Source organism: Pseudomonas sp. B13(2017) (assembly GCF_002113245.1).
Taxonomy (GTDB): Bacteria; Pseudomonadota; Gammaproteobacteria; order Pseudomonadales; family Pseudomonadaceae; genus Aquipseudomonas; species Aquipseudomonas putida_Z.
The window spans coordinates 1-19,023 of sequence record NZ_NEJX01000007.1; the positions used below are offsets into that span (position 1 = coordinate 1).

A 19,023-nucleotide genomic window follows, 5' to 3' on the forward strand; every position below is an offset into this window, starting at 1 on the left:
GAAGCCCACACCGCCCCCCGCCCCGCCCAACCCCGATCGAACAAACTATCCTTCTGATAGGTCAACCTTTAGGCGCGTCATCGCCGGCCCGTTAGCGCCGGATGACAGACCCGAAGACGATCCCGGAGGGATGCTGATCGTGCACATCGCCGACATCACCATGTTCTACGCCCCCGCCAGTGGCGGCGTACGTACCTATCTTGATGCCAAACACCACCGCCTCGACGCCATCCAGGGCGTCCGCCACAGCTTGCTGATACCCGGTGCCAGTGCCCAACACGCCGATGGCATCTACCAGGTGCCCGCACCGCCGCTGCCGTTCGGCAATGGCTACCGCTTCCCGGTGCGCCTGGCCCCCTGGTGCAATGTGCTGCGCAGGCTCAAGCCCGACCTGATCGAAGTCGGCGACCCCTACCTGACCGCCTGGGCTGCGCTGGAAGCGCGGCGCAAGCTCGATGTGCCGGTGATCGGCTTCTACCATTCGGATCTGCCGCTGCTGGTCAGCAACCGCATGGGTAACTGGTTCACCCCCAATGTAGAGGCCTATGTCAGCAAGCTGTACGGCAATTTCGACCGGGTCCTGGCCCCCAGCCAGGTCATGGCCGACAAGTTGCGCCGCCTGGGGGTGCGCGATGTGCACGTGCAGCGCCTGGGCGTCGACCTGGCCACCTTCCACCCCAGCCAGCGCGACCCGCAGCTGCGTGCCGAACTGGGCATTGCCGACACCAGTCGCCTGCTGATCTACGCCGGCCGTGGCTCGCGGGAAAAGAACCTGCCGGTGCTGCTCGAGTGCATGCAGCACCTGGGCCACCCCTACCACTTGCTGCTGGTGGGTTCGAACATGCCGGCCAACGTGCCGCAGAACGTCAGTGTGATCGATCACTTCTGCCCGGCTCCGGAAGTCGCCCGGCTGATGGCCAGCGCCGACCTGCTGGTGCACGCCGGCGACCAGGAAACCTTCGGCCTGGTCATTCTCGAAGCGATGGCCAGCGCCACGCCGGTGGTGGCCGTGCGCGCCGGTGCTTTCGGCGAAATCGTCAACGAACAGTGCGGGCGCCTGTGCCGCCCCAACGATAGCAAGGCCATGGCGACGGCCGTGCAGGAGGCGTTCGAGGCCGGCGTGCGCAAGCTCGGGGCTCAGGCCCGTCGCCATGCCGAGCAGCAGTATTCGTGGGACCACGTGGTCGCCGGCCTGCTGCAGCACTACCAGGCCGTGCTTGGCCACCAGCCGCAGGTCCGTGCCCATGGCTGAGCCACTGCCGCCAGCGCGCAGCCTGATGCTGGTGCTGCACGATGTTGCGCCCGAGACCTGGCCCGACTATCAACCCTTCGTCCAGGCCGTCGACGCCATCGGCGGCATCCCCATGACCTGGCTGGTGGTGCCGGACTTTCACCACCGCAACCCGCTGCAGCGCTCGCCCACCTTCTGCCGCTTGCTCGAACGGCGCCTGGCCCAGGGCGACGAGCTTGCCCTGCACGGCTTCTACCATGCCGACAACGGCCCGCCACCACGCACGCCCGGCGAATACTTCATGCGCCGCATCTATACCCACGAAGGCGAGTTCTACGCCCTGGACCAGCAGCAGGCCCTGCAACGTCTGGAGCACGGCCTGGCCCTGTTCGCCCAGCAGGGCTGGCCGGTGGCCGGCTTCGTCGCGCCTGCCTGGCTGATGAGCGAAGGCACCCGCCAGGCACTGCGCCGCCTGCCGCTGCGCTACACCAGCACGCCACAGCACTTGTACCGTTTACCAGACTTCACCGCGTTCAAGGCCCCGGGGCTGGTCTGGAGTGCCCGCAGCGCCTGGCGTCGCGGCCTGTCACGGGTGCTGTGCGACTGGCAATGCCGGCGCTGGCACGACGCCCAGACCCTGCGCCTGGGCCTGCACCCGGTGGACATGCGCCATCGCGCCTCCCGCGACTATTGGCTGAACACCTTGAACACGCTACTGGCACAGGGCCGCGAGCCCCTGACCAAGTCCACCTGGCTCGACCGCCAGGCCAACGCATGAACCGCCTGGCCTGGCTGGCCCTGGCACTGCTCGGTGCCGTGCTGGTGCCGGCCCTGCTCGGTGGCAGCGAGTTGCTGCCGAGGCTGCAGCGCTTCGCACCCAGCCTGATGTTGACCCTGCTGGGCATGATCTTGCTGTGCTGGGTCATCAACGCCATCCGCTTGCGCCTGTTGCTCGGCCAGCAAGGAGCAAGGCTTGGGCGCCTGCGCAGCCTGGGTGTGGTGATGGCCACCGAGTTCGCCATCTGTACCACCCCCGGCGGCAGCGGCGGCCCCTTGACCCTGATGGCCCTGCTGGCACGCGACCGGATCGGCCCGGCGCGCAGCGGCGCGGTGTTTGCCATGGACCAGCTGAACGACCTGGTGTTCTTTTTCTGCGCGATGCTGGCGATTGCCGGCTATGCACTGTTCCACAGCCTGGGCCGCAGCCAGGAAAGCATGTTGCTGGGCAGCGCGTTGCTGCTGTGCACGGCACTGGCCGGGGTGATCGGCCTGCTGCGCTACCGGCGCACGGTGATGCGCGTGAACGGCAGGTTGCTGCGCCGCCTGGGCATGAGCCGCCAGCGCAAGTGGCGCTGGGCGCGCAAGCTGCTGCGCTTCATCGACGCACTGGCGCAGACCTGGCGCCTGCCCAAGCGCACGCTGACCCTGGTGTTCACCCTGACCTGCGCCCACTGGGGCCTGCGCTACAGCGTGTTGTATCTGGTATTGAGGGGGTTGGGGGTAGACCTGGCGTGGATTCCCAGCTTTTTGGTGCAGATGCTCTCGCTCAGTGCCGGCCAGTTCAGCCTGCTGCCTGGCGGTGCCGGTGCCGCCGAGCTGACTTCGGCCAGCTTGCTGACGCCACTGGTGGGCAGTTCGACCGCGGCTGCGGCGATCCTGATATGGCGGGCGGTCACTTACTACTTTTATCTGCTGGCGGGTGGGCCGGTGTTTGTGTGCCTGCTGGCGCGCCCGCTGCTGGAGCGCTGGCGGCGTCAGGCGGGTTGAGCTGCTGCCAGAGTTCGGCGGCGCCGGGGAAATCGGTGCCATCGGTGTCGGCCAGGGCTTCGGGGTCGTAGCGGGCCAGGCAGCCTTCACCGAGGGTGGGTGGGGGTGAAGCGGTGGGGTTGTTACGGGTCTTCGCCATTGCATATCCCTCAAGATTGCCGGGGGCGCTTTGCGCCCCTTTCGCCGGCAAGCCAGCTCCCACACCGACCGCATCGACCTCAAGCCAGGTGCAAACCTGTGAGAGCTGGCTTGCCGGCGATGGGCTGCAAAGCAGCCCCAAGGCCATCAATCAAAAACTACAGTCTTGTTGCCATGCACCAGCACCCGGTCTTCCAGGTGATAACGCAGGCCACGGGCCAGCACCATCTTCTCCACATCACGGCCAAAGCGGACCATGTCGTCGATGCTGTCGGCATGGCTGACACGCACCACGTCCTGCTCGATGATCGGGCCGGCGTCCAGCTCTTCGGTGACGTAGTGGCAGGTCGCGCCGATCAGCTTCACACCACGCAGGGCGGCCTGGTGATACGGCTTGGCGCCGACGAACGACGGCAGGAAGCTGTGGTGGATGTTGATCACCTTTTCAGCATAGTCCTGGCACAGTTGCGGCGGCAGGATCTGCATGTAGCGGGCCAGCACCACCACATCGGCGGCATGCTCCTGCACCAGGCGCGACACTTCGGCAAAGGCCGGGGCCTTGTCCTTGGGGTCGACCGGTACATGGAAGAACGGAATACCGTGCCACTCGACCATGCTGCGCAGGTCGTTGTGGTTGGAGATCACGCAAGGGATCTCGCAGTCCAGTTCATCGGTGTGCCAGCGGTGCAGCAGGTCGGCCAGGCAGTGCGACTCGCGGCTGGCCATCAGCACCACGCGCTTTTTCTGCGCCGAGTCGGTAATGCGCCAGGTCATGGAGAACTCTTCGGCGATCGGCGCAAACGCCTCGCGGAAGGCTTCGATACCGAATGGCAGCGATTCGGCGCGGATTTCATGGCGCATGAAGAACCAACCGCTCTGCTCATCGGAGTGGTGGCTGGCTTCGTTGATCCAGCCATTGTACAAGGCCAGGAAATTACTGACTTTCGCCACGATGCCAACACGGTCGGGGCAGGCGATCACCAGACGATAGGTGCGCATGAATGAGACTCCAGAACTTCGCAAAGGCGCTCATTCTAGCGGCCCGCCAGGAAAAACGCAGTATTGATCGCAGCGGCCGTCGCCTGTGTTCCTGACGAGATGCACTGCCGGCATTCTCTGACAGACATGACGAAATGCAGGGTTAATTGTAAATTTTTGTTCACGTAGAGAAATGGTTGTCACAGCTTAGTTAACAGTTAATTGCCCAACAATATGTTTACTTGCGAGTATTGCCTGTCTATTATTGCCCCACACATTTCTGAACACGCATTAAGGAACACTCCATGTCCCTGATCAACGAGTACCGCGCTACCGAAGAAGCCATCAAGGAACTTCAGGCCCGCCTGGCCAACCTGTCGCAGGATGACAAGCTGAAGAAAGAACTGGAGTTCGAAGGCAAACTGCGCACACTGATGGGCGAGTACTCCAAGTCGCTGCGCGACGTGATTGCCCTGCTCGACCCAGAGTCGAAACTGAGCAAGGCACCTCGTGGTGCGGTCAAGACTACCGCCACCAAGCGTGCACGCAAGGTCAAGCAATACAAGAACCCGCACAACAATGAAGTGATCGAAACCAAAGGCGGCAACCACAAGACCCTGAAAGAATGGAAAGCCAAGTGGGGTGGCGATGTGGTTGAAAGCTGGGCGACCCTGCTGGACTGATTGTCCGCACACGCCTGCTGCTTATCGCAACAAGAACGCCGGCATATTGCCGGCGTTTTTGTTTGTCCGCGTTTTGTGTCGGCGCTCAGCCAATTGCAAACTGTGCCTGCAATTGCCGGGCATGTACCTGCCACGCGTCCAGCACGCGCCGCCCCGCCTCGTCGGCGCCCTCCCAGGCCTGCTGCCGCGCCTGTTCGAAGTCGCCCAGCGTATTCGGCGCGCCCCAATGCGGGTCGCTCAGGCGCTGCTGGCAGAAGCTGAACCAGCGTTGCCGCTCTTCGCCGGTCAGGGTCTCGGGGAAGTTGCGCGCCCGATAGCGGAACAACAGTTCAGGCAGGCGCGGGTCATCGAACATCCACTGCCCACGGCCCAACTGCGCCGGTTCCAGTGCACGAACTTGCTCACATAAGCGGCGGTCACGGTCCCCCAGAAAACCGTCATACAACTGTTGTTCCGGGTCTTCACTCGGGGCGAAGTCTTCCTTGCCATAGATGTTTTCCAGCTTGTCTTGCCATTGCGCCTGCTGCTTGGCCAATTCTTCGCCGCGCAATTGTAACAACGTCAAGTCCAGACCCAACCGTTGTTGATCAGCCGGGCGCAATACCGAAAGTGGCGCCAGTACCGGGCAGCGATTGATCTGCACCAATTTGAGCGGCACGGGTAATTCGCCTTCGGCCAGTTCTTCATGGCGGGTATACAAACGCTGGCGTAGAACTTCAGCACTTTCCCGTAGTAACGGTAGGGTTTCCTGATGCAGGTCGCACACAATCAGTGCATTGCGATTACGCGGGTGCCAGGCCAGTGGCAATACGACACCAAGGTAATTGCGTGCCGCCGAGAAGCGTCCGGATATATGCACCAGTGGCTGCAACAAACGGATCTGCTCCATCACTTTATGCTTGCTGCGCAACTGGAACAGCCAGTCATACAACTTGGGCTGTTTTTGCCGGATCAGGCGGGCCAGGGCGATGGTTGCCCGCACGTCGGAAAGCGCTTCGTGGGCATGCCCATGGTCGATGCCATTGGCCTTGCTCAGCAGCTCCAGGCGCAGGCTGGTGCGCCCGTCCTGCTGCGGCCACTCGATGCCGTCCGGGCGCAATGCATAGGCCGTGCGTACGATGTCGATCAGGTCCCAGCGGCTGTTGCCACCCTGCCACTCTCGGGCATAAGGGTCGAAAAAGTTGCGGTACAGGCTGTAGCGGGTCACTTCGTCGTCGAAGCGCAGGGTGTTGTAGCCGGCGCCACAGGTACCAGGGTGCGCCAGTTGTGCGTGCACCCGGGTCATGAACTCGGCTTCGCACAAGCCCTGCTCGGCCAGCAGTTGCGGGGTGATGCCGGTCACCAGGCAGGCGGCCGGGTGCGGCAGGATATCGTCGGAGGGCCGGCAATAAAGGCTGATCGGCTCGTCGATTTCGTTGAGGTCGAAGTCGGTGCGCACGCCGGCCACCTGCAGCGGCCGGTCGCAGCGCGGGTTGATGCCGGTGGTTTCGTAGTCGTGCCAGAAAATGCTGGAGGTCACGGGGTCGTCCTGTATCGAGGTCGACCCGATTCTAGCGCGATTCTGGCGCGACTCCAGCGAGCCTGGGCCCGAGGCTCAGGCAGAGGCGTTGGCGGGGCGGAAACTGAAATAGTCGCGCAACGAGCGGACGAATTCGTCGTACTCGCGGGGCGCCTGCAGCAGCATGAAGCCCGAATCGTAGTGCCCGGGCGTCTGGTCTTCACGGCACCACAGGCAGCTGGCGGTAAGGTTGACGAACTGATGCCCGCCACCAACCAGCGGCAGGCGTAATTGCAGATCGTAGTCGGGCCCGACCAGCACAGGTAGCTGGCTTATCAGCATCAGCCCGTCTTCGGAGGCGTTGCCCAGCTGGCCGATGGCCTGGCCGGTAATGCGGTTGAACACCTTGAGAACACAAGGCAGCTGATGGCGTTCGATGTGGCGCTTGTTGAACATGATCGCAAGTGCAGTCCGTATCCGATGCCAGGAATACGTGGAACTGGCGGTTGTTGTAACAGCTGAGTTACAGATTAGCGCAGCACGCGCGGCAAATCCCGTGAAATAAATCACACCTTGGTGTTAACGCCAAGGTGCGGCGCTCACCGGGTTTGCCACGGCGGCTTCGGCGCCGCGCAAATGGCCGAGTTTCTCCAGGGTCTGCAGGCGAGCCTGGGCGCGATAGGCGTATTCATTGCCCGGGTACTGCTGAATCAGGTACTGGTAGGTCTGCGCCGCATCCACGTACAAGGCCTGGCGCTCCAGGCACTGGCCGCGCAGCAGCGACACCTCGGGGTGGATGAACGGTCGCGCACGGCTGGTGCGGTCGACCTGCGACAGCTCGAGCATGACCCGTGCGCAATCACCACGGTCGTAGGCGCGGTAGGCATTGTTCAGGTGGTGGTCCATGGACCAGCGGGTGCAGCCGACGGCGCTGGCCGCCAGGGCTAAAACGATCAGGGCTCGCATGGGGGTCTCCTTTGATGCCAGTGTATCGGCCTTTGCCGGCAAATCTTCACACCCTTTTGCAAGGATACCCTGCCCGTTCAAATGCCACCCTGCCTTGGTCGCAGGTAGTGCAACGGAACAATGACTACAGCGAGATTCAGGAGTAGCCTTTCGCTGCGCTTCACTATAGGAGTCTGTGCATGAGCATCCGCCGTACCAAAATCGTCGCCACCCTTGGCCCCGCCAGCAACTCGCCGGAAGTGATCGAACAGCTGATCCTCGCCGGCCTGGACGTGGCACGCCTGAACTTCTCCCACGGCACTCCGGACGAGCACAAGGCCCGCGCGCGCCTGATCCGTGACATCGCCGCCAAGAACGGCCGCCATGTTGCACTGCTGGGCGACCTGCAGGGTCCGAAGATCCGCATCGCCAAGTTCGCCAACAAGCGCATCGAATTGAAGATCGGTGACAAGTTCACCTTCTCCACCGCCCACCCGCTGACCGAAGGCAACCAGGACATCGTCGGTATCGACTACCCCGACCTGGTCAAGGACTGCGGCGTTGGTGACGAACTGCTGCTCGACGATGGCCGCGTGGTGATGCGCGTCGAGACCGCCACCGCAGATGCCCTGCACTGCGTGGTGATCATCGGTGGCCCGCTGTCGGACCACAAAGGCATCAACCGTAAAGGTGGCGGCCTGACCGCACCGGCCCTGACCGAGAAAGACAAGGCCGACATCAAGCTGGCCGCGGAAATGGACCTGGACTACCTGGCCGTGTCCTTCCCACGTGACGCCAGCGACATGGAATACGCACGCAAGCTGCGTGACGAAGCTGGCGGCAGCGCCTGGCTGGTGGCCAAGATCGAACGCGCCGAAGCGGTGGCCGACGACGAAACCCTCGACAAGCTGATCCTCGCCTCCGACGCCGTCATGGTCGCCCGTGGCGACCTGGGCGTGGAAATCGGCGACGCCGAGCTGATCGCCATCCAGAAGAAGATCATCCAGCACGCCCGCCGCAACAACAAGGCGGTGATCGTGGCGACCCAGATGATGGAGTCGATGATCCAGAACCCGATGCCGACCCGTGCCGAAGTGTCCGACGTGGCCAACGCCGTGCTGGACAACACCGACGCGGTGATGCTGTCGGCCGAGAGTGCCGCCGGTGCCTACCCGATCGAAGCCGTCCAGGCCATGGCCCGCATCTGCCTGGGTGCCGAAAAGCACCCGACCAGCCAGAAGTCCAGCCACCGCCTGCACACCACCTTCGAGCGCTGCGACGAGAGCATCGCGCTGGCGGCCATGTACACCGCCAACCACTTCCCGGGCGTGAAGGCGATCATCGCCCTGACCGAGAGTGGCTACACCCCGTTGATCATGTCGCGCCTGCGTTCGCACGTGCCGATCTTCGCCCTGTCGCCGCACCGCGCTACCCAGGCCCGTGCCAACATGTTCCGCGGCGTGTACCCGATCGCCTTCGACCCGGCCTCGCTGCCGGCCGACAAGGTGAGCCAGGCAGCGGTCGACGAACTGCTCAAGCGTGGCCTGGTGGAGCAAGGTGACTGGGTAATCCTGACCAAGGGTGACAGCTACCACACCATCGGTGGCACCAATGGCATGAAGATCCTGCATGTCGGTGATCCGCTGGTCGGTTGATCTGCTTCAGAGGGGGCCGCTCTGCGGCCCAATCGCCGGCAAGCCAGCTCCCACAGGTACCGCGCAGGCCCAGGTCTGATGCAATCCTGTGGGAGCTGGCTTGCCGGCGATGAGGCCAGCCCAGGCTACACAAATGCCTCAGGCATGCTCGACAAACACATCGGCAAACACCTGCCCCCGCGGCACCCCGGCAATGAACAGCCGCCGGGCAAACCGCTCGACACTCCCCGGCGCCCCGCACACCAGCGCCACCGTCTGCCGCGATGATGGCCGCAACCCGGCCAACGCTTCATCCAGTTGCTCTGCCAGTACCAACTCGACATTCACATCCGCCATCTCCCGCAACGGCTCGGCCAGATAATGCCCAACGCCCTCGCGCGCCACATGCATGACCCTGATTTCCCCTTGGTGCCCCTGCCGCAGAGCCTCGCGCAAGATGCCCCACAACGGCGCCAGCCCGGTCCCCGCCGCCAGCAACCACAGCGGCCGCTGCTGCCAGTCCGGGTCGTAATGCAAGGCCCCACCCCTTAGCTCGCCCAGGCGCAGCACATCACCCAGCTGCAAGCCACGGGCCTTGTCACAAAAGGCGCCGGGGCGCTGGCAGTCGATATGAAACTCGAGAAAATCATCTTCGCCCGGCAGGCTGGCCAAGGAGTAAGGCCGCGCCACCGCGCCATTCCACAGCACCACATGCTGCCCCGCCTGGTAACGCATTGCCCGTTCGGGCCGCAGCCGCACGCGCAGCACATCGCCGAACCAGTCCAGGGCACAGACCTGCGCAGGCACGCCATCCTGCTGCGGGTCGAACAGCGCCACGCGCAGGTCCTCGACTACCCGGCACTGGCAGGCCAGGCGCCAGCCCTGGGCATGCTTGTCCTGCGCCAGGGCCTCGGGCATGGCATCCAGCGGTTGCCCGCCCAGGCAGTGCACCAGGCAGGCATGGCAACTGCCGGCGCGGCAACTGTAGGGCACGTTCAGCCCGGCCTCGTTCAAGGCATCGAGCAGGTTGCTGCCGGTCGGCACCGCCCAGCGGCGCTCGCCCACGCAAAGTTCGGGCATTTTCAGCTATCTCTTCCAGCTCTTGAGTTTCTGGGGCCGCTTTGCGGCCCTTCGCCGGCAAGCCAGCTCCCACAGTTAATGTGCAGGCTTCAGGCCTGGTGCAATCCTGTGGGAGCTGGCTTGCCGGCGAAGGGGCTGCAGGGCAGCCCCCTCCAAGCATCCTATCTCTACAACAAGTCAGCAAGAACAATGCCTGCCACCTGCCGACCATGGTCCAGACCGGCCGCAGGTGTGCCCGGCACGGATGCGCGCTATACTGCCGCGCCTTTTTCCGTCGGCCTGACCTGCCGGCGCCTTGCAAGGCGCTTCGACACGCTGGTCGGCACCGTCGAGCGCCGTAATGAATGTTCCCGTCTTTAAGAGGAGCGCGCTGCATGACCGTGATCAAGCAAGACGACCTGATTCAGAGCGTCGCCGACGCCCTGCAATTCATTTCGTACTACCACCCCGTCGATTTCATCCAGGCCATGCACGAGGCCTATCTGCGTGAAGAGTCGCCTGCTGCGCGCGATTCCATCGCCCAGATCCTGATCAACTCGCGCATGTGCGCCACCGGCCACCGCCCGATCTGCCAGGACACCGGTATCGTCACCGTGTTCGTGCGCGTGGGCATGGACGTGCGCTGGGACGGCGCCACCCTGAGCGTCGACGACATGATCAACGAAGGTGTGCGTCGCGCCTACAACCTGCCTGAAAACGTCCTGCGCGCTTCGATCCTGGCCGACCCGGCCGGTGCCCGCAAGAACACCAAGGACAACACCCCGGCAGTGATCCACTACTCCATCGTCCCCGGCGACAAGGTCGAGGTCGATGTCGCAGCCAAGGGCGGCGGCTCGGAGAACAAGTCGAAGATGGCCATGCTCAACCCGTCCGACTCGATCGTCGACTGGGTACTGAAGACCGTCCCGACCATGGGCGCTGGCTGGTGCCCGCCTGGCATGCTCGGCATTGGCATCGGCGGTACCGCCGAGAAGGCCGCCGTGATGGCCAAGGAAGTGTTGATGGAGTCCATCGACATCCACGAACTGAAAGCCCGTGGCCCGCAGAACCGCCTGGAAGAAATCCGCCTGGAGCTGTTCGAGAAGGTCAACCAGCTGGGCATTGGCGCCCAGGGCCTGGGTGGCCTGACCACCGTGCTCGACGTCAAGATCATGGACTACCCGACTCACGCCGCTTCGCTGCCGGTGTGCATGATCCCCAACTGCGCCGCCACCCGCCACGCCCACTTCGTGCTCGATGGCTCCGGCCCGGCCGAGCTGGAAGCGCCGTCACTGGACGCCTACCCGGAAATCGTCTGGGAAGCCGGCCCGAGCGCCCGTCGCGTCAACCTCGACGCCATCACCCCGGAAGAGGTCGCCAGCTGGAAGCCGGGCGAAACCATCCTGCTCAACGGCAAGATGCTGACCGGCCGCGATGCCGCGCACAAGCGCATGGTCGAAATGCTCAACCGTGGCGAAGAGCTGCCGGTGGACCTGAAAGGCCGCTTCATCTACTACGTTGGCCCGGTCGACCCGGTCGGTGACGAAGTGGTAGGCCCAGCCGGCCCGACCACCGCCACCCGCATGGACAAGTTCACCCGCCAGATCCTCGAGCAGACCGGCCTGCTGGGCATGATCGGCAAGTCCGAGCGCGGCCCTGCCGCCATCGAAGCGATCAAGGACAACAAGGCCGTGTACCTGATGGCCGTCGGCGGCGCTGCCTACCTGGTGGCCCAGGCCATCCGCAAGTCGAAGGTCCTGGCCTTCGCCGAGCTGGGCATGGAAGCGATCTACGAGTTCGAGGTCAAGGACATGCCGGTGACCGTCGCCGTGGACAGCAACGGTGAGTCGGTACACATCACTGGCCCTGCCCTGTGGCAGAGCAAGATTGCCCAGAGCCTGGCAGTCGAAGTGAAGTAAGCCTGATGTAACGGCGGCGGCCTCTTCGCGGGCTTGCCCGCTCCCACAGGTACAGCGCAAGCCCGAGGGCTACGCGTTACCTGTGGGAGCGGGCAAGCCCGCGAAGAGGCCGCCGCTGTTTTCACAGGACTCTGTCAAACTGCTCCGGCCAATCCCTGCGGGTAAACACCTGCCCTTCCCGCCTCACCCGCCGTACTTCCTCAAGGTCCACCTCACAGACCAGCCACTGACTAGTGGCAGGGCTCGATTCTTCACTCAAGGCCACCACCCCATCCCCCGGCATCCCATGATCCGGCGGCACGAACAGTCCTGCCCGGCCGATATTCTCGTCCAGCGCCGGCGACCAGGGCGCCAGCCCGACCGTAGGGCTCTGCAACACCGCAATCTGGTTCTCCAGCGCCCGCGCCTGGGCACCGATACGCACCCGGTGGTAACCCGCCTCGGTGTCGGTACAGCTCGGGGCGAGGATCAGGTCGGCACCACCCTCGGCCAGGCGCCGCGCCAGCATCGGGAATTCGTTGTCGTAGCAGATCAGGATGCCCAGGCGCCCCAGTTCGGTGTCGAACACCTGCAACCCCTGGCCCGCCGCGATGTCCCATTGCTCCCGTTCGAAACGGGTCATCATCAGCTTGTCCTGGTAACCCAGCACGCCCTTGGGGCCGAACAGCCAGGCACGGTTACGGTAGCGCCCATCGCTGTCCAGCACCGGTACGCTACCCGGTTGAAGGTAGATACCCCAACGCCTGGCAATGCCTTCGCACAGTGCCTTCCAGGGCTCGATCAGCGGCTGGATACCGGCGATGGAGGCCTTCAGGTCACCCCGCTGCTCGGCACTCAGCTGCCCGCTGAGCACCAGCCCGGCGTACTCCGGCAACAGCAGCAGGCGGGCCCCCGCCTCCACCGCTTCGGCACACAGGCCTTGCAGGTGGTCGGCGTAGGCCTCCCAGGTTTCATGCAGCTCGATGGCGTACTGGCAGGCCGCCAGGCGGATCATATCGGCAGTTCCTTGAGCCAGAACGACATCAGCTTGTCGGAGCTTTCCTGCTCGTCCAAGTCGCGCCAGGCGTAGCTGGTGCGCAGCGACGGGTCGTGCAGGAAGCCGCGGTTTCGCCAGAAGCCATGCAATGGCTTGTAGTCCGCTGGCCGCCGTGGATGCACGCCTGGCCGCTCGACCGCACAGAACGCGCAGTAGTCGAACTCGGCCAGCTTGTGGGCGTAGGACTCGCGCTCGATGAAAAAGCGCACCCCCAGGCCCTGGCCACGGTACTCGGGCAGTACCACCGATTCACCAAAGTAGTACACGCTGGCCGGGTCGCGCCCCTGGGCCAGGAACGGCTGCTGGAACTCGGGGGCGACATCCACCAGCGGCAGGCCGGTGGAGGCGCCAACGACCTTGCCGTCGTCCAGTGCCAGCACCACCAGGCTGCGCCCGGAGCGGGCATAGGTGGCCAGGTAGTCGGCCTCGTACTCCGGGGTGCCGTCGTAAAGGTAGGGAAACTCGCGGAACACGGTAAGGCGCAGGCGAGCGAGGTCATCGATGTAAGGCGCGATAGCGGCGCCGTGCAACAGGCGTATTTCCATGCTTGGCGGTCGTTTTGTCGATGTGGATGACGCGCTCGGCTAAGCCGGGCTTGAGGGGAAACCCTATCATCCGGAGCAACGACCCGCCTTTTCCCTCCACGACAGGTATTGTTCCATGACCGCTACCGAACTGGTAAATGCTTACTACGCCGCCTTCAATGCGGGCGACATGCCGGCCTTTCTCGCCCTGCTCAGCGAGGATGTGATCCACGACATCAACCAGGGCGAGCGGCAGATGGGCAAGGCCCGGTTTGCAGCGTTCATGGACAAGATGAACCGCTGCTACCGCGAGCGCCTGGCCGATATCGTGGTGATGCAGAACGCCGACGGCAGCCGCGCGGCGGCGGAGTTCACCGTGCATGGGGAATATCTGGCCGATGACGAAGGGTTGCCGGCGGCCAACGGGCAGACCTATGTACTGCCGGCGGGGGCGTTCTTCTATATCCATTGCGGGAAGATTGCCCGGGTGACCAACTACTACAACCTCAATGACTGGGTCGAGCAGGTGGGTTAAGCCTGGTTGACTGGGCTGCCTGTACTGGCCTCATCGCCGGCAAGCCAGCTCCCACAAGTACTCCACAGGTCTTGAAACCTTCGCTAAACCTGTGGGAGCGGGCATGCCCGCGAAGAGGCCCTGTCAGGCAATACGGGTACCAAGCACCTTGAGGAATGCCGCCAACCACGCCGGATGCGCCGGCCATGCCGGTGCCGTCACCAGGTTGCCCTCCACATGCGCCTGGTCCACCGCGATATCGATGAATGTCCCGCCCGCCAAGCGCACTTCCGGGGCGCACGCCGGGTACGCACTGCATTCGCGCCCTTCCAGCACGCCGGCCGCCGCCAGCAACTGGGCACCATGGCATACCGCCGCGATCGGCTTGCCGGCCTGGTCGAACGCCCGCACCAGCTCCAGCACCCGCTCATCCAGGCGCAGGTACTCCGGTGCACGTCCACCCGGGATCAGCAACGCGTCGTAACCCTCGGCACGCACCCGCACGAAATCGTAGTTCAGGGCAAAGTTGTGCCCCGGCTTTTCGCTGTAGGTCTGTTCGCCCTCGAAATCATGAATCGCGGTACGCACAGTCTGCCCCGCGACCTTTTCCGGGCATACCGCATGCACCGTGTGCCCGACCATGCTCAGCGCCTGGAACGGCACCATGACTTCGTAATCTTCGACGTAGTCGCCGACCAACATGAGAATTTTCTTCGCCGTCATCGCACCCACTCCTTCGATTGCCTTGAGACAGTCACTGCACGATAGCCGGTCTCAGTCGCGACGGTCGAGCAAGTTGACCACCAACCGGTCCAGCCACCCCCACAACCGCTGCTTCACCCGGCGCCACAGCGGCCGGGCATTCCAGTGGCCCAGGTCGACCACCTCGCTCAAGGCGAAATCACGCTCGAAACTGGCCTGCACGGCAGCCGTCAGCGGCGGGTCGAGTGCCTCGATATTGGCCTCGAGGTTGAAGCGCAGGTTCCAGTGATCGAAGTTGCATGAGCCGATACTGACCCAGTCGTCGATCAGCACCATCTTCAGGTGCAGGAAACACGGCTGGTACTCATAGATGCGCACCCCGGCGCGCAGCAGACGTGGGTAATAGCGGTGGCCGGCGTAACGTACCGAGGGGTGATCGGTGCGCGGCCCGGTCAGCAGCAGCCGCACATCGACCCCCTTGCCGGCAGCCCGGCGCAGCGACCGGCGCACGCTCCAGGTCGGCAGGAAGTAAGGCGTGGCCAGCCAAACTCGCTGCTTGCCACTGTTGATCGCCCGCACCAGCGAATGCAGGATGTCCTGGTGCTGGCGGGCGTCGGCATAGGCCACCCGGCCCATGCCCTGCCCCTGCGCAGGCACCTTGGGCAGGCGCGGCAGGCCAAAGCCCTCGGCGGGGCGCCAGGCGGTGCGACGGTTGTTGGCGTGCCACTGGCGGTCGAACAGCAACTGCCAGTCGCTTACCACCGGCCCCTGCAGCTGCACCATCACCTCGTGCCATTCACTGGTCGCCTCGCCCGGTGTCCAGAACTCGTCGGTGACGCCCGTGCCGCCCACCACTGCCCAGCGCTCGTCCACCAGCAGCAACTTGCGGTGATCGCGGTACAGGTTGCGCAGGCCACGCTTCCAGCGCAGGCGGTTGTACCAGCGCAGGTACACACCTGCGTCCAGCAGGCGCTGACGCAACTGGCTGTTGAAAGCCAACGAGCCATAGTCGTCGAACAGGCAGCGCACCCGCACGCCACGTCGGGCAGCCTGCTCCAGCGCTTCGACCACCGCATCTGCGCAGTCACCGGCCTCGACCAGGTACAGCTCCAGGTCGACCTGGAACTCGGCGCGCATGATCGCCAGGAGCATGCGCGGAAAAAACTCGGGGCCGTCGATCAGCAGTTCGAACTGGTTGCCATCCCGCCAGGGAAAGACCGGCCCCGGCATGTCAGCGGGCGGTGAAGATCAGCACCGCGCTAACCGGCACCGACGGGTTGATGGACTTGAGCCCGGCGAGCTTGCGCAGGCGTTGCAGCCCCGGCAGCAGGCCGAAATCCTCGGCGCGCAGCACCAGGGGCTCAAGGGTCACCACCTGGAAGCGTCGCTCGTCCAGGCGGGTGGCCAGCAGCAAGGCGTTGTAGCTGTGCGACTGGCCATGCAGGGTCACGGTCAATGGCAGGCGCAGTTCGATCTGGGCACCATTGGCCAGGTCGTTGATCGGCCGCAGGTCCAGTTGCGCCTGCACCTTGGCTTCGGCAAAGCGCTCGACCTCGAACAGGTCCTCGCGCATGCGTTCATCACGCAGCGGAATACCGCTGCTCACGGAGTCCATCTCGATGCTCAACCCGGCCACACCCTTGCGGTCGACCGTGCCATGCAGCACCAGAAAGCGGTGCACTTCGGCGGTGTTACCGTTCTTGCCGGTAATGAACGAAAGGCGCGAAGACTCGCCATCGAGGTGCCAGTTGGCATGGGCGGGCAGGCAAAAAGCCAGCAACAAGGCGGGCAGCAGGCGGGGCAGCTTGAACATGACAGATCTCGTGAAACCAGGCCGCCAACCTTACCCGCCCGCCTTCACGGCAGCAAGCGGCAGCCCTCGCGCGGGCCTTGCCAGGTGGCCTGATTGCGACGGCCCAGGCCTTCGGCGGTAACCTGCCGCTTTTGGCTGTCTTCCTCCAGCAGGCTCAGCGGCAGCCATTGCTTCACGTAGCCTTGGCAATACGCCGGCTCGAACCCCATGACGAAGCGGCACGAGCAATATTCCTTGGCCGAGTAGGCCGAAAGGATACCGGGGAAGTCCGCCAGGGCCTGGCGCTCGTGCCAAGCCCAGTACACCAGCCCCAGCAACACCACCAGCAGCACCCGCTTCATGCCCCCTCCCCGGCCAGCGCCGCGAGTATCCGCTTGAGCAGTTCGTCGTGCTGGTAGCTGCCGTCGCGGTCATCGGCGTAACGCACGATCACCAGCTTTTGCGCGGGCAGCACGTACAGCGCCTGGCCCCAGTGGCCAAGGGCGGCATAGGTGTCTGTGGGTGCACTCGGCCAAGGCCGTGCAGCGCCGGCCAGCGGCTGGTTGAGCCACCAGTGGCCACCGGGGTTGGCCTCGCCGGGCAGCGCTTGGGCCGCGGCAAACGGCGTGCGGTTGAAAGCCACCCAGGGCTTGGGCAGCAATTGCCGATCCTGCCAACGCCCGTCGCGCTGCATCAGCAGGCCGATGCGCGCCAGGTCGCGAGCGCTGAGGTACAGGTAGGACGAACCCACATAGGTACCCGCGCGGTCACGCTCCCATACCGCGCTGTCGATTCCCAACGGGGTGAACAGTGCATGCCAGGGGTAGTCGGCGTACTGACCGGCATCGAGCATGCCGCGCAACGCGGCGGCCAGCAGGTTGCTGTCGCCACTGGAATAGAGAAACCGCTGGCCCGGGCTGGCCACCGCTTCCCGCGCCGCCGTATAGGCCGCCATGTCCTCGCGGCCACGGGTATACAGCATGGCCACCACCGAGGACTTGAGCGGGGCGTACTCGTAGTCTTCCTGCCAGTCCAGGCCGCTGGCCCAATGCAGCAGATCGGCCATGCGCACGCCGGGATGGGCGTGCATGGCCGGGTAGAAGCGGGTGACCGGGTCTTGCAGCTGGAAGCGGCCTTCGCCCTGGGCTACGCCCAATAGCGTGGCGAGTACGCTCTTGCTGATCGACCAGGTCAGGTGGGCGGTGGCGGCAGTGCTGGGGGCGGCGTAGCGTTCGTGGAGGATGCGGCCGTCGCGGATGATCAGCAAGGCGTCGGTGCGGATGCCGCTGCGTTCGGGGGTGGTGTGTGTGGGGAAGGCGTAGGCGTCGACGGCTTGCCAGTCGAGGGGGGCAGGGTCGTCATGCCAGTCAGGGTCAGGCCAGACCTCAGCCTTGGCAGGGGCCATGGCCATGCAAAAAAACAGCAGCAGACCTTTCAGCATCCCAGTACAGGCTCGCGTTTTTGGGGCTGCCTTGCAGCCCTTCGCGGGCCCGCCCGCTCCTACAGGGATCGCACCATTCATGGGGTAGGCGACATACCTGTGGGAGCGGGCAAGCCCGCGAAGGGCCGCAAAGCGGCCCCAGGATTCATCGGATCACACAAACCTATCAGGCATTCATGACAATCCCGCAGCAGCCCAAGCCTTGTTCAGCCGCTTCTCCCGCGCCGCCGCCGCCAGCGCCATCACCCCCTGGTCACGCTGCCAGATCTGCGCCCACTGCGCCGGCCCCGCCGCCAACGCAGCATCGATCTCCCCTCGCAGCGCCTGGAACTGTGCAAACAATCCCCCCAGCAACAAATGGCAACCAACGCTATCGGCGCACTGCCGGCTACCTTCGGCACACCCGGCCAGCAGCCCAAGCAACTGCAGGCGCAGGGCCTGCGGCCAGGCGCACTCCTGCCCCACGCCATACAGCCAGGCCGTCAACGCCGTAAGCACATACAAGTCCTCCAGCGAACGGAACGGCTTCACATAGGCATCCCAACCATCACCGGCCAGCAACTCGCACGCCGCCTGGTCCAGCACCAGTCGCCCATGGCCCACCTCCGGCATCAGCGGCAGGGTCGGTAGCGCTTCCAGCGTCACACCTGGCTCCCCGGGGTAGACCACCGCCAGGTTCAACTGCGGCGCCGCGCCCGTCGCCTCGCAGCGCGCCGCCACCAGCAGCCATTCCGCCTCCAGGCCGGCAGTGACGAAGTCCTTGCTGCCGGTCAGCCGCAAGCCGTCCAGGCGCGTGCGCATGTCCGCCGGCCGCACGCTGCGCCGCTCGGTGGCGCACAGGGCACCAAGGCTCGGTGGAGCACTGGGCCACAGCACGCGCAAGGCGGCCTGGTAGCCGACCAGGAAGGCCAGGCCCGGGGTGGCCATCGCGCGCCCGCCGCGCACCGCCAGTTCGAACGGGGCAACCGGGCCAAGGCGTTCGAGCAGCGCGGCATAGGTTTCGCCCAGGGTGCCCGCCAGCGCTTGGCGAAGCGGGTCGTTGAGTCGTTGCAACCAGGCCATCGGTCGGCTCCTTGCTGAAGGGCTTTCAGTTGAGGCTCAGGGGGTGTCACGCAAGCATCACCAAAGATTCACAGGGGTGACACCCCATCTACCTAGGCTG

20 protein-coding genes are annotated in these 19,023 nt (G+C 64.7%); 7 read left to right on the forward strand and 13 right to left on the reverse strand.

From position 1 onward, the window contains the following. Window positions 1-130 precede the first annotated feature (130 nt). From CAG44_RS11355 to CAG44_RS11365, 3 genes are read left to right on the forward strand one after another with little or no spacing between them, the layout of a single operon-like run. Window positions 131-1,252, forward strand: a complete 1,122-nt coding sequence (locus CAG44_RS11355; protein ID WP_025340498.1) for a glycosyltransferase family 1 protein — start codon at window positions 131-133, stop codon at window positions 1,250-1,252. Continuing rightward, window positions 1,245-2,009, forward strand: coding sequence for a DUF2334 domain-containing protein (locus tag CAG44_RS11360; RefSeq protein WP_085592060.1), 765 nt, complete (start codon window positions 1,245-1,247; stop codon window positions 2,007-2,009). The genes CAG44_RS11355 and CAG44_RS11360 overlap by 8 nt, the downstream gene beginning before the upstream one ends. Next, a complete protein-coding gene (locus tag CAG44_RS11365; RefSeq protein ID WP_085592062.1) occupies window positions 2,006-2,998 on the forward strand; it encodes a lysylphosphatidylglycerol synthase transmembrane domain-containing protein in 993 nt (330 codons plus the stop codon). The genes CAG44_RS11360 and CAG44_RS11365 overlap by 4 nt, the downstream gene beginning before the upstream one ends. Before the next feature lie 285 nt (window positions 2,999-3,283). Here the strand turns inward: CAG44_RS11365 and purU are convergent, their stop codons facing one another. After that, the gene (gene purU, locus CAG44_RS11375; protein ID WP_023662871.1) at window positions 3,284-4,135 is read right to left on the reverse strand and encodes a formyltetrahydrofolate deformylase; all 852 of its coding nucleotides are present in this window, start codon (window positions 4,133-4,135) and stop codon (window positions 3,284-3,286) included. Window positions 4,136-4,419: 284 nt separating this feature from the next. Between purU and mvaT the strand changes: the two genes are divergently transcribed. Beyond that, on the forward strand, window positions 4,420-4,797 hold the full coding sequence (mvaT, locus tag CAG44_RS11380; RefSeq protein WP_003259590.1) for a histone-like nucleoid-structuring protein MvaT: 378 nt from the start codon (window positions 4,420-4,422) through the stop codon (window positions 4,795-4,797). An 85-nt stretch (window positions 4,798-4,882) separates the two neighbouring features. Here the strand turns inward: mvaT and sbcB are convergent, their stop codons facing one another. From sbcB to CAG44_RS11395, 3 genes are all read right to left on the reverse strand, one after another. After that, the gene (gene sbcB / locus CAG44_RS11385; protein WP_085592066.1) at window positions 4,883-6,316 is read right to left on the reverse strand and encodes an exodeoxyribonuclease I; all 1,434 of its coding nucleotides are present in this window, start codon (window positions 6,314-6,316) and stop codon (window positions 4,883-4,885) included. Window positions 6,317-6,391: 75 nt separating this feature from the next. Then, window positions 6,392-6,751, reverse strand: coding sequence for a PilZ domain-containing protein (locus CAG44_RS11390; protein ID WP_025340502.1), 360 nt, complete (start codon window positions 6,749-6,751; stop codon window positions 6,392-6,394). Between the two features lie 123 nt (window positions 6,752-6,874). Further along, window positions 6,875-7,261 carry a hypothetical protein gene (locus tag CAG44_RS11395; protein ID WP_084785259.1) on the reverse strand — a complete coding sequence of 129 codons (387 nt, stop codon included), beginning with the start codon at window positions 7,259-7,261 and terminating at the stop codon, window positions 6,875-6,877. Between the two features lie 179 nt (window positions 7,262-7,440). Between CAG44_RS11395 and pyk the strand changes: the two genes are divergently transcribed. Next, window positions 7,441-8,895, forward strand: a complete 1,455-nt coding sequence (gene pyk, locus CAG44_RS11400) for a pyruvate kinase (RefSeq protein ID WP_013974057.1) — start codon at window positions 7,441-7,443, stop codon at window positions 8,893-8,895. Between the two features lie 138 nt (window positions 8,896-9,033). Here pyk and CAG44_RS11405 read toward each other — a convergent pair whose 3' ends face one another. Further along, the gene (locus CAG44_RS11405; protein ID WP_085592068.1) at window positions 9,034-9,954 is read right to left on the reverse strand and encodes an iron-sulfur-binding ferredoxin reductase; all 921 of its coding nucleotides are present in this window, start codon (window positions 9,952-9,954) and stop codon (window positions 9,034-9,036) included. Between the two features lie 374 nt (window positions 9,955-10,328). On the opposite strand from CAG44_RS11405, the gene CAG44_RS11410 reads away from it, so the two are divergent. Then, window positions 10,329-11,852 (forward strand): fumarate hydratase, encoded by a 1,524-nt coding sequence (locus CAG44_RS11410; RefSeq protein ID WP_025340505.1) that lies wholly within the window; start codon window positions 10,329-10,331, stop codon window positions 11,850-11,852. A gap of 121 nt (window positions 11,853-11,973) precedes the next feature. Here the strand turns inward: CAG44_RS11410 and CAG44_RS11415 are convergent, their stop codons facing one another. After that, window positions 11,974-12,846 (reverse strand): carbon-nitrogen hydrolase family protein, encoded by an 873-nt coding sequence (locus CAG44_RS11415; protein WP_085592071.1) that lies wholly within the window; start codon window positions 12,844-12,846, stop codon window positions 11,974-11,976. After that, on the reverse strand, window positions 12,843-13,433 hold the full coding sequence (locus CAG44_RS11420; RefSeq protein WP_013974061.1) for a GNAT family N-acetyltransferase: 591 nt from the start codon (window positions 13,431-13,433) through the stop codon (window positions 12,843-12,845). Before CAG44_RS11420 ends, CAG44_RS11415 begins: the two co-directional genes overlap by 4 nt. A gap of 115 nt (window positions 13,434-13,548) precedes the next feature. On the opposite strand from CAG44_RS11420, the gene CAG44_RS11425 reads away from it, so the two are divergent. Beyond that, window positions 13,549-13,947, forward strand: a complete 399-nt coding sequence (locus CAG44_RS11425; RefSeq protein ID WP_015271666.1) for a nuclear transport factor 2 family protein — start codon at window positions 13,549-13,551, stop codon at window positions 13,945-13,947. A gap of 123 nt (window positions 13,948-14,070) precedes the next feature. Here CAG44_RS11425 and CAG44_RS11435 read toward each other — a convergent pair whose 3' ends face one another. The 6 genes from CAG44_RS11435 to CAG44_RS11460 all read right to left on the reverse strand — a co-directional run bounded on the left by CAG44_RS11435 (window position 14,071) and on the right by CAG44_RS11460 (window position 18,923). After that, complete coding sequence (locus CAG44_RS11435) at window positions 14,071-14,649, reverse strand: DJ-1/PfpI family protein (protein ID WP_085592073.1); 579 nt, start codon at window positions 14,647-14,649, stop codon at window positions 14,071-14,073. Between the two features lie 51 nt (window positions 14,650-14,700). Continuing rightward, window positions 14,701-15,858, reverse strand: coding sequence for a phosphatidylserine/phosphatidylglycerophosphate/cardiolipin synthase family protein (locus CAG44_RS11440; protein WP_085692163.1), 1,158 nt, complete (start codon window positions 15,856-15,858; stop codon window positions 14,701-14,703). Window position 15,859: 1 nt separating this feature from the next. After that, window positions 15,860-16,441, reverse strand: a complete 582-nt coding sequence (locus CAG44_RS11445; RefSeq protein ID WP_025340510.1) for a YceI family protein — start codon at window positions 16,439-16,441, stop codon at window positions 15,860-15,862. Between the two features lie 44 nt (window positions 16,442-16,485). Next, window positions 16,486-16,782 carry an amidase gene (locus CAG44_RS11450; RefSeq protein ID WP_085692164.1) on the reverse strand — a complete coding sequence of 99 codons (297 nt, stop codon included), beginning with the start codon at window positions 16,780-16,782 and terminating at the stop codon, window positions 16,486-16,488. Then, window positions 16,779-17,861, reverse strand: a complete 1,083-nt coding sequence (locus CAG44_RS11455; RefSeq protein ID WP_085692165.1) for a serine hydrolase — start codon at window positions 17,859-17,861, stop codon at window positions 16,779-16,781. The genes CAG44_RS11450 and CAG44_RS11455 overlap by 4 nt, the downstream gene beginning before the upstream one ends. A 174-nt stretch (window positions 17,862-18,035) precedes the next feature. Continuing rightward, on the reverse strand, window positions 18,036-18,923 hold the full coding sequence (locus CAG44_RS11460; protein ID WP_085592079.1) for an acyl-CoA dehydrogenase: 888 nt from the start codon (window positions 18,921-18,923) through the stop codon (window positions 18,036-18,038). Between the last annotated feature and the right edge of the window lie 100 nt (window positions 18,924-19,023).

Excerpts from the sequence above, each read along its gene's own strand:
- CAG44_RS11360 (WP_085592060.1), top strand. The coding sequence starts at position 1,245 with ATGGCTGAGCCACTGCCGCCAGCGCGCAGCCTGATGCTGGTGCTGCAC.
- CAG44_RS11460 (WP_085592079.1), bottom strand. The coding sequence starts at position 18,923 with ATGGCCTGGTTGCAACGACTCAACGACCCGCTTCGCCAAGCGCTGGCG.
- CAG44_RS11425 (WP_015271666.1), top strand. The coding sequence starts at position 13,549 with ATGACCGCTACCGAACTGGTAAATGCTTACTACGCCGCCTTCAATGCG.
- CAG44_RS11415 (WP_085592071.1), bottom strand. The coding sequence starts at position 12,846 with ATGATCCGCCTGGCGGCCTGCCAGTACGCCATCGAGCTGCATGAAACC.
- CAG44_RS11390 (WP_025340502.1), bottom strand. The coding sequence starts at position 6,751 with ATGTTCAACAAGCGCCACATCGAACGCCATCAGCTGCCTTGTGTTCTC.
- CAG44_RS11455 (WP_085692165.1), bottom strand. The coding sequence starts at position 17,861 with ATGCTGAAAGGTCTGCTGCTGTTTTTTTGCATGGCCATGGCCCCTGCC.
- CAG44_RS11445 (WP_025340510.1), bottom strand. The coding sequence starts at position 16,441 with ATGTTCAAGCTGCCCCGCCTGCTGCCCGCCTTGTTGCTGGCTTTTTGC.
- CAG44_RS11365 (WP_085592062.1), top strand. The coding sequence starts at position 2,006 with ATGAACCGCCTGGCCTGGCTGGCCCTGGCACTGCTCGGTGCCGTGCTG.
- CAG44_RS11405 (WP_085592068.1), bottom strand. The coding sequence starts at position 9,954 with ATGCCCGAACTTTGCGTGGGCGAGCGCCGCTGGGCGGTGCCGACCGGC.
- CAG44_RS11355 (WP_025340498.1), top strand. The coding sequence starts at position 131 with ATGCTGATCGTGCACATCGCCGACATCACCATGTTCTACGCCCCCGCC.
- CAG44_RS11410 (WP_025340505.1), top strand. The coding sequence starts at position 10,329 with ATGACCGTGATCAAGCAAGACGACCTGATTCAGAGCGTCGCCGACGCC.
- CAG44_RS11435 (WP_085592073.1), bottom strand. The coding sequence starts at position 14,649 with ATGACGGCGAAGAAAATTCTCATGTTGGTCGGCGACTACGTCGAAGAT.
- CAG44_RS11395 (WP_084785259.1), bottom strand. The coding sequence starts at position 7,261 with ATGCGAGCCCTGATCGTTTTAGCCCTGGCGGCCAGCGCCGTCGGCTGC.
- purU (WP_023662871.1), bottom strand. The coding sequence starts at position 4,135 with ATGCGCACCTATCGTCTGGTGATCGCCTGCCCCGACCGTGTTGGCATC.
- pyk (WP_013974057.1), top strand. The coding sequence starts at position 7,441 with ATGAGCATCCGCCGTACCAAAATCGTCGCCACCCTTGGCCCCGCCAGC.
- CAG44_RS11420 (WP_013974061.1), bottom strand. The coding sequence starts at position 13,433 with ATGGAAATACGCCTGTTGCACGGCGCCGCTATCGCGCCTTACATCGAT.
- mvaT (WP_003259590.1), top strand. The coding sequence starts at position 4,420 with ATGTCCCTGATCAACGAGTACCGCGCTACCGAAGAAGCCATCAAGGAA.
- CAG44_RS11440 (WP_085692163.1), bottom strand. The coding sequence starts at position 15,858 with ATGCCGGGGCCGGTCTTTCCCTGGCGGGATGGCAACCAGTTCGAACTG.
- CAG44_RS11450 (WP_085692164.1), bottom strand. The coding sequence starts at position 16,782 with ATGAAGCGGGTGCTGCTGGTGGTGTTGCTGGGGCTGGTGTACTGGGCT.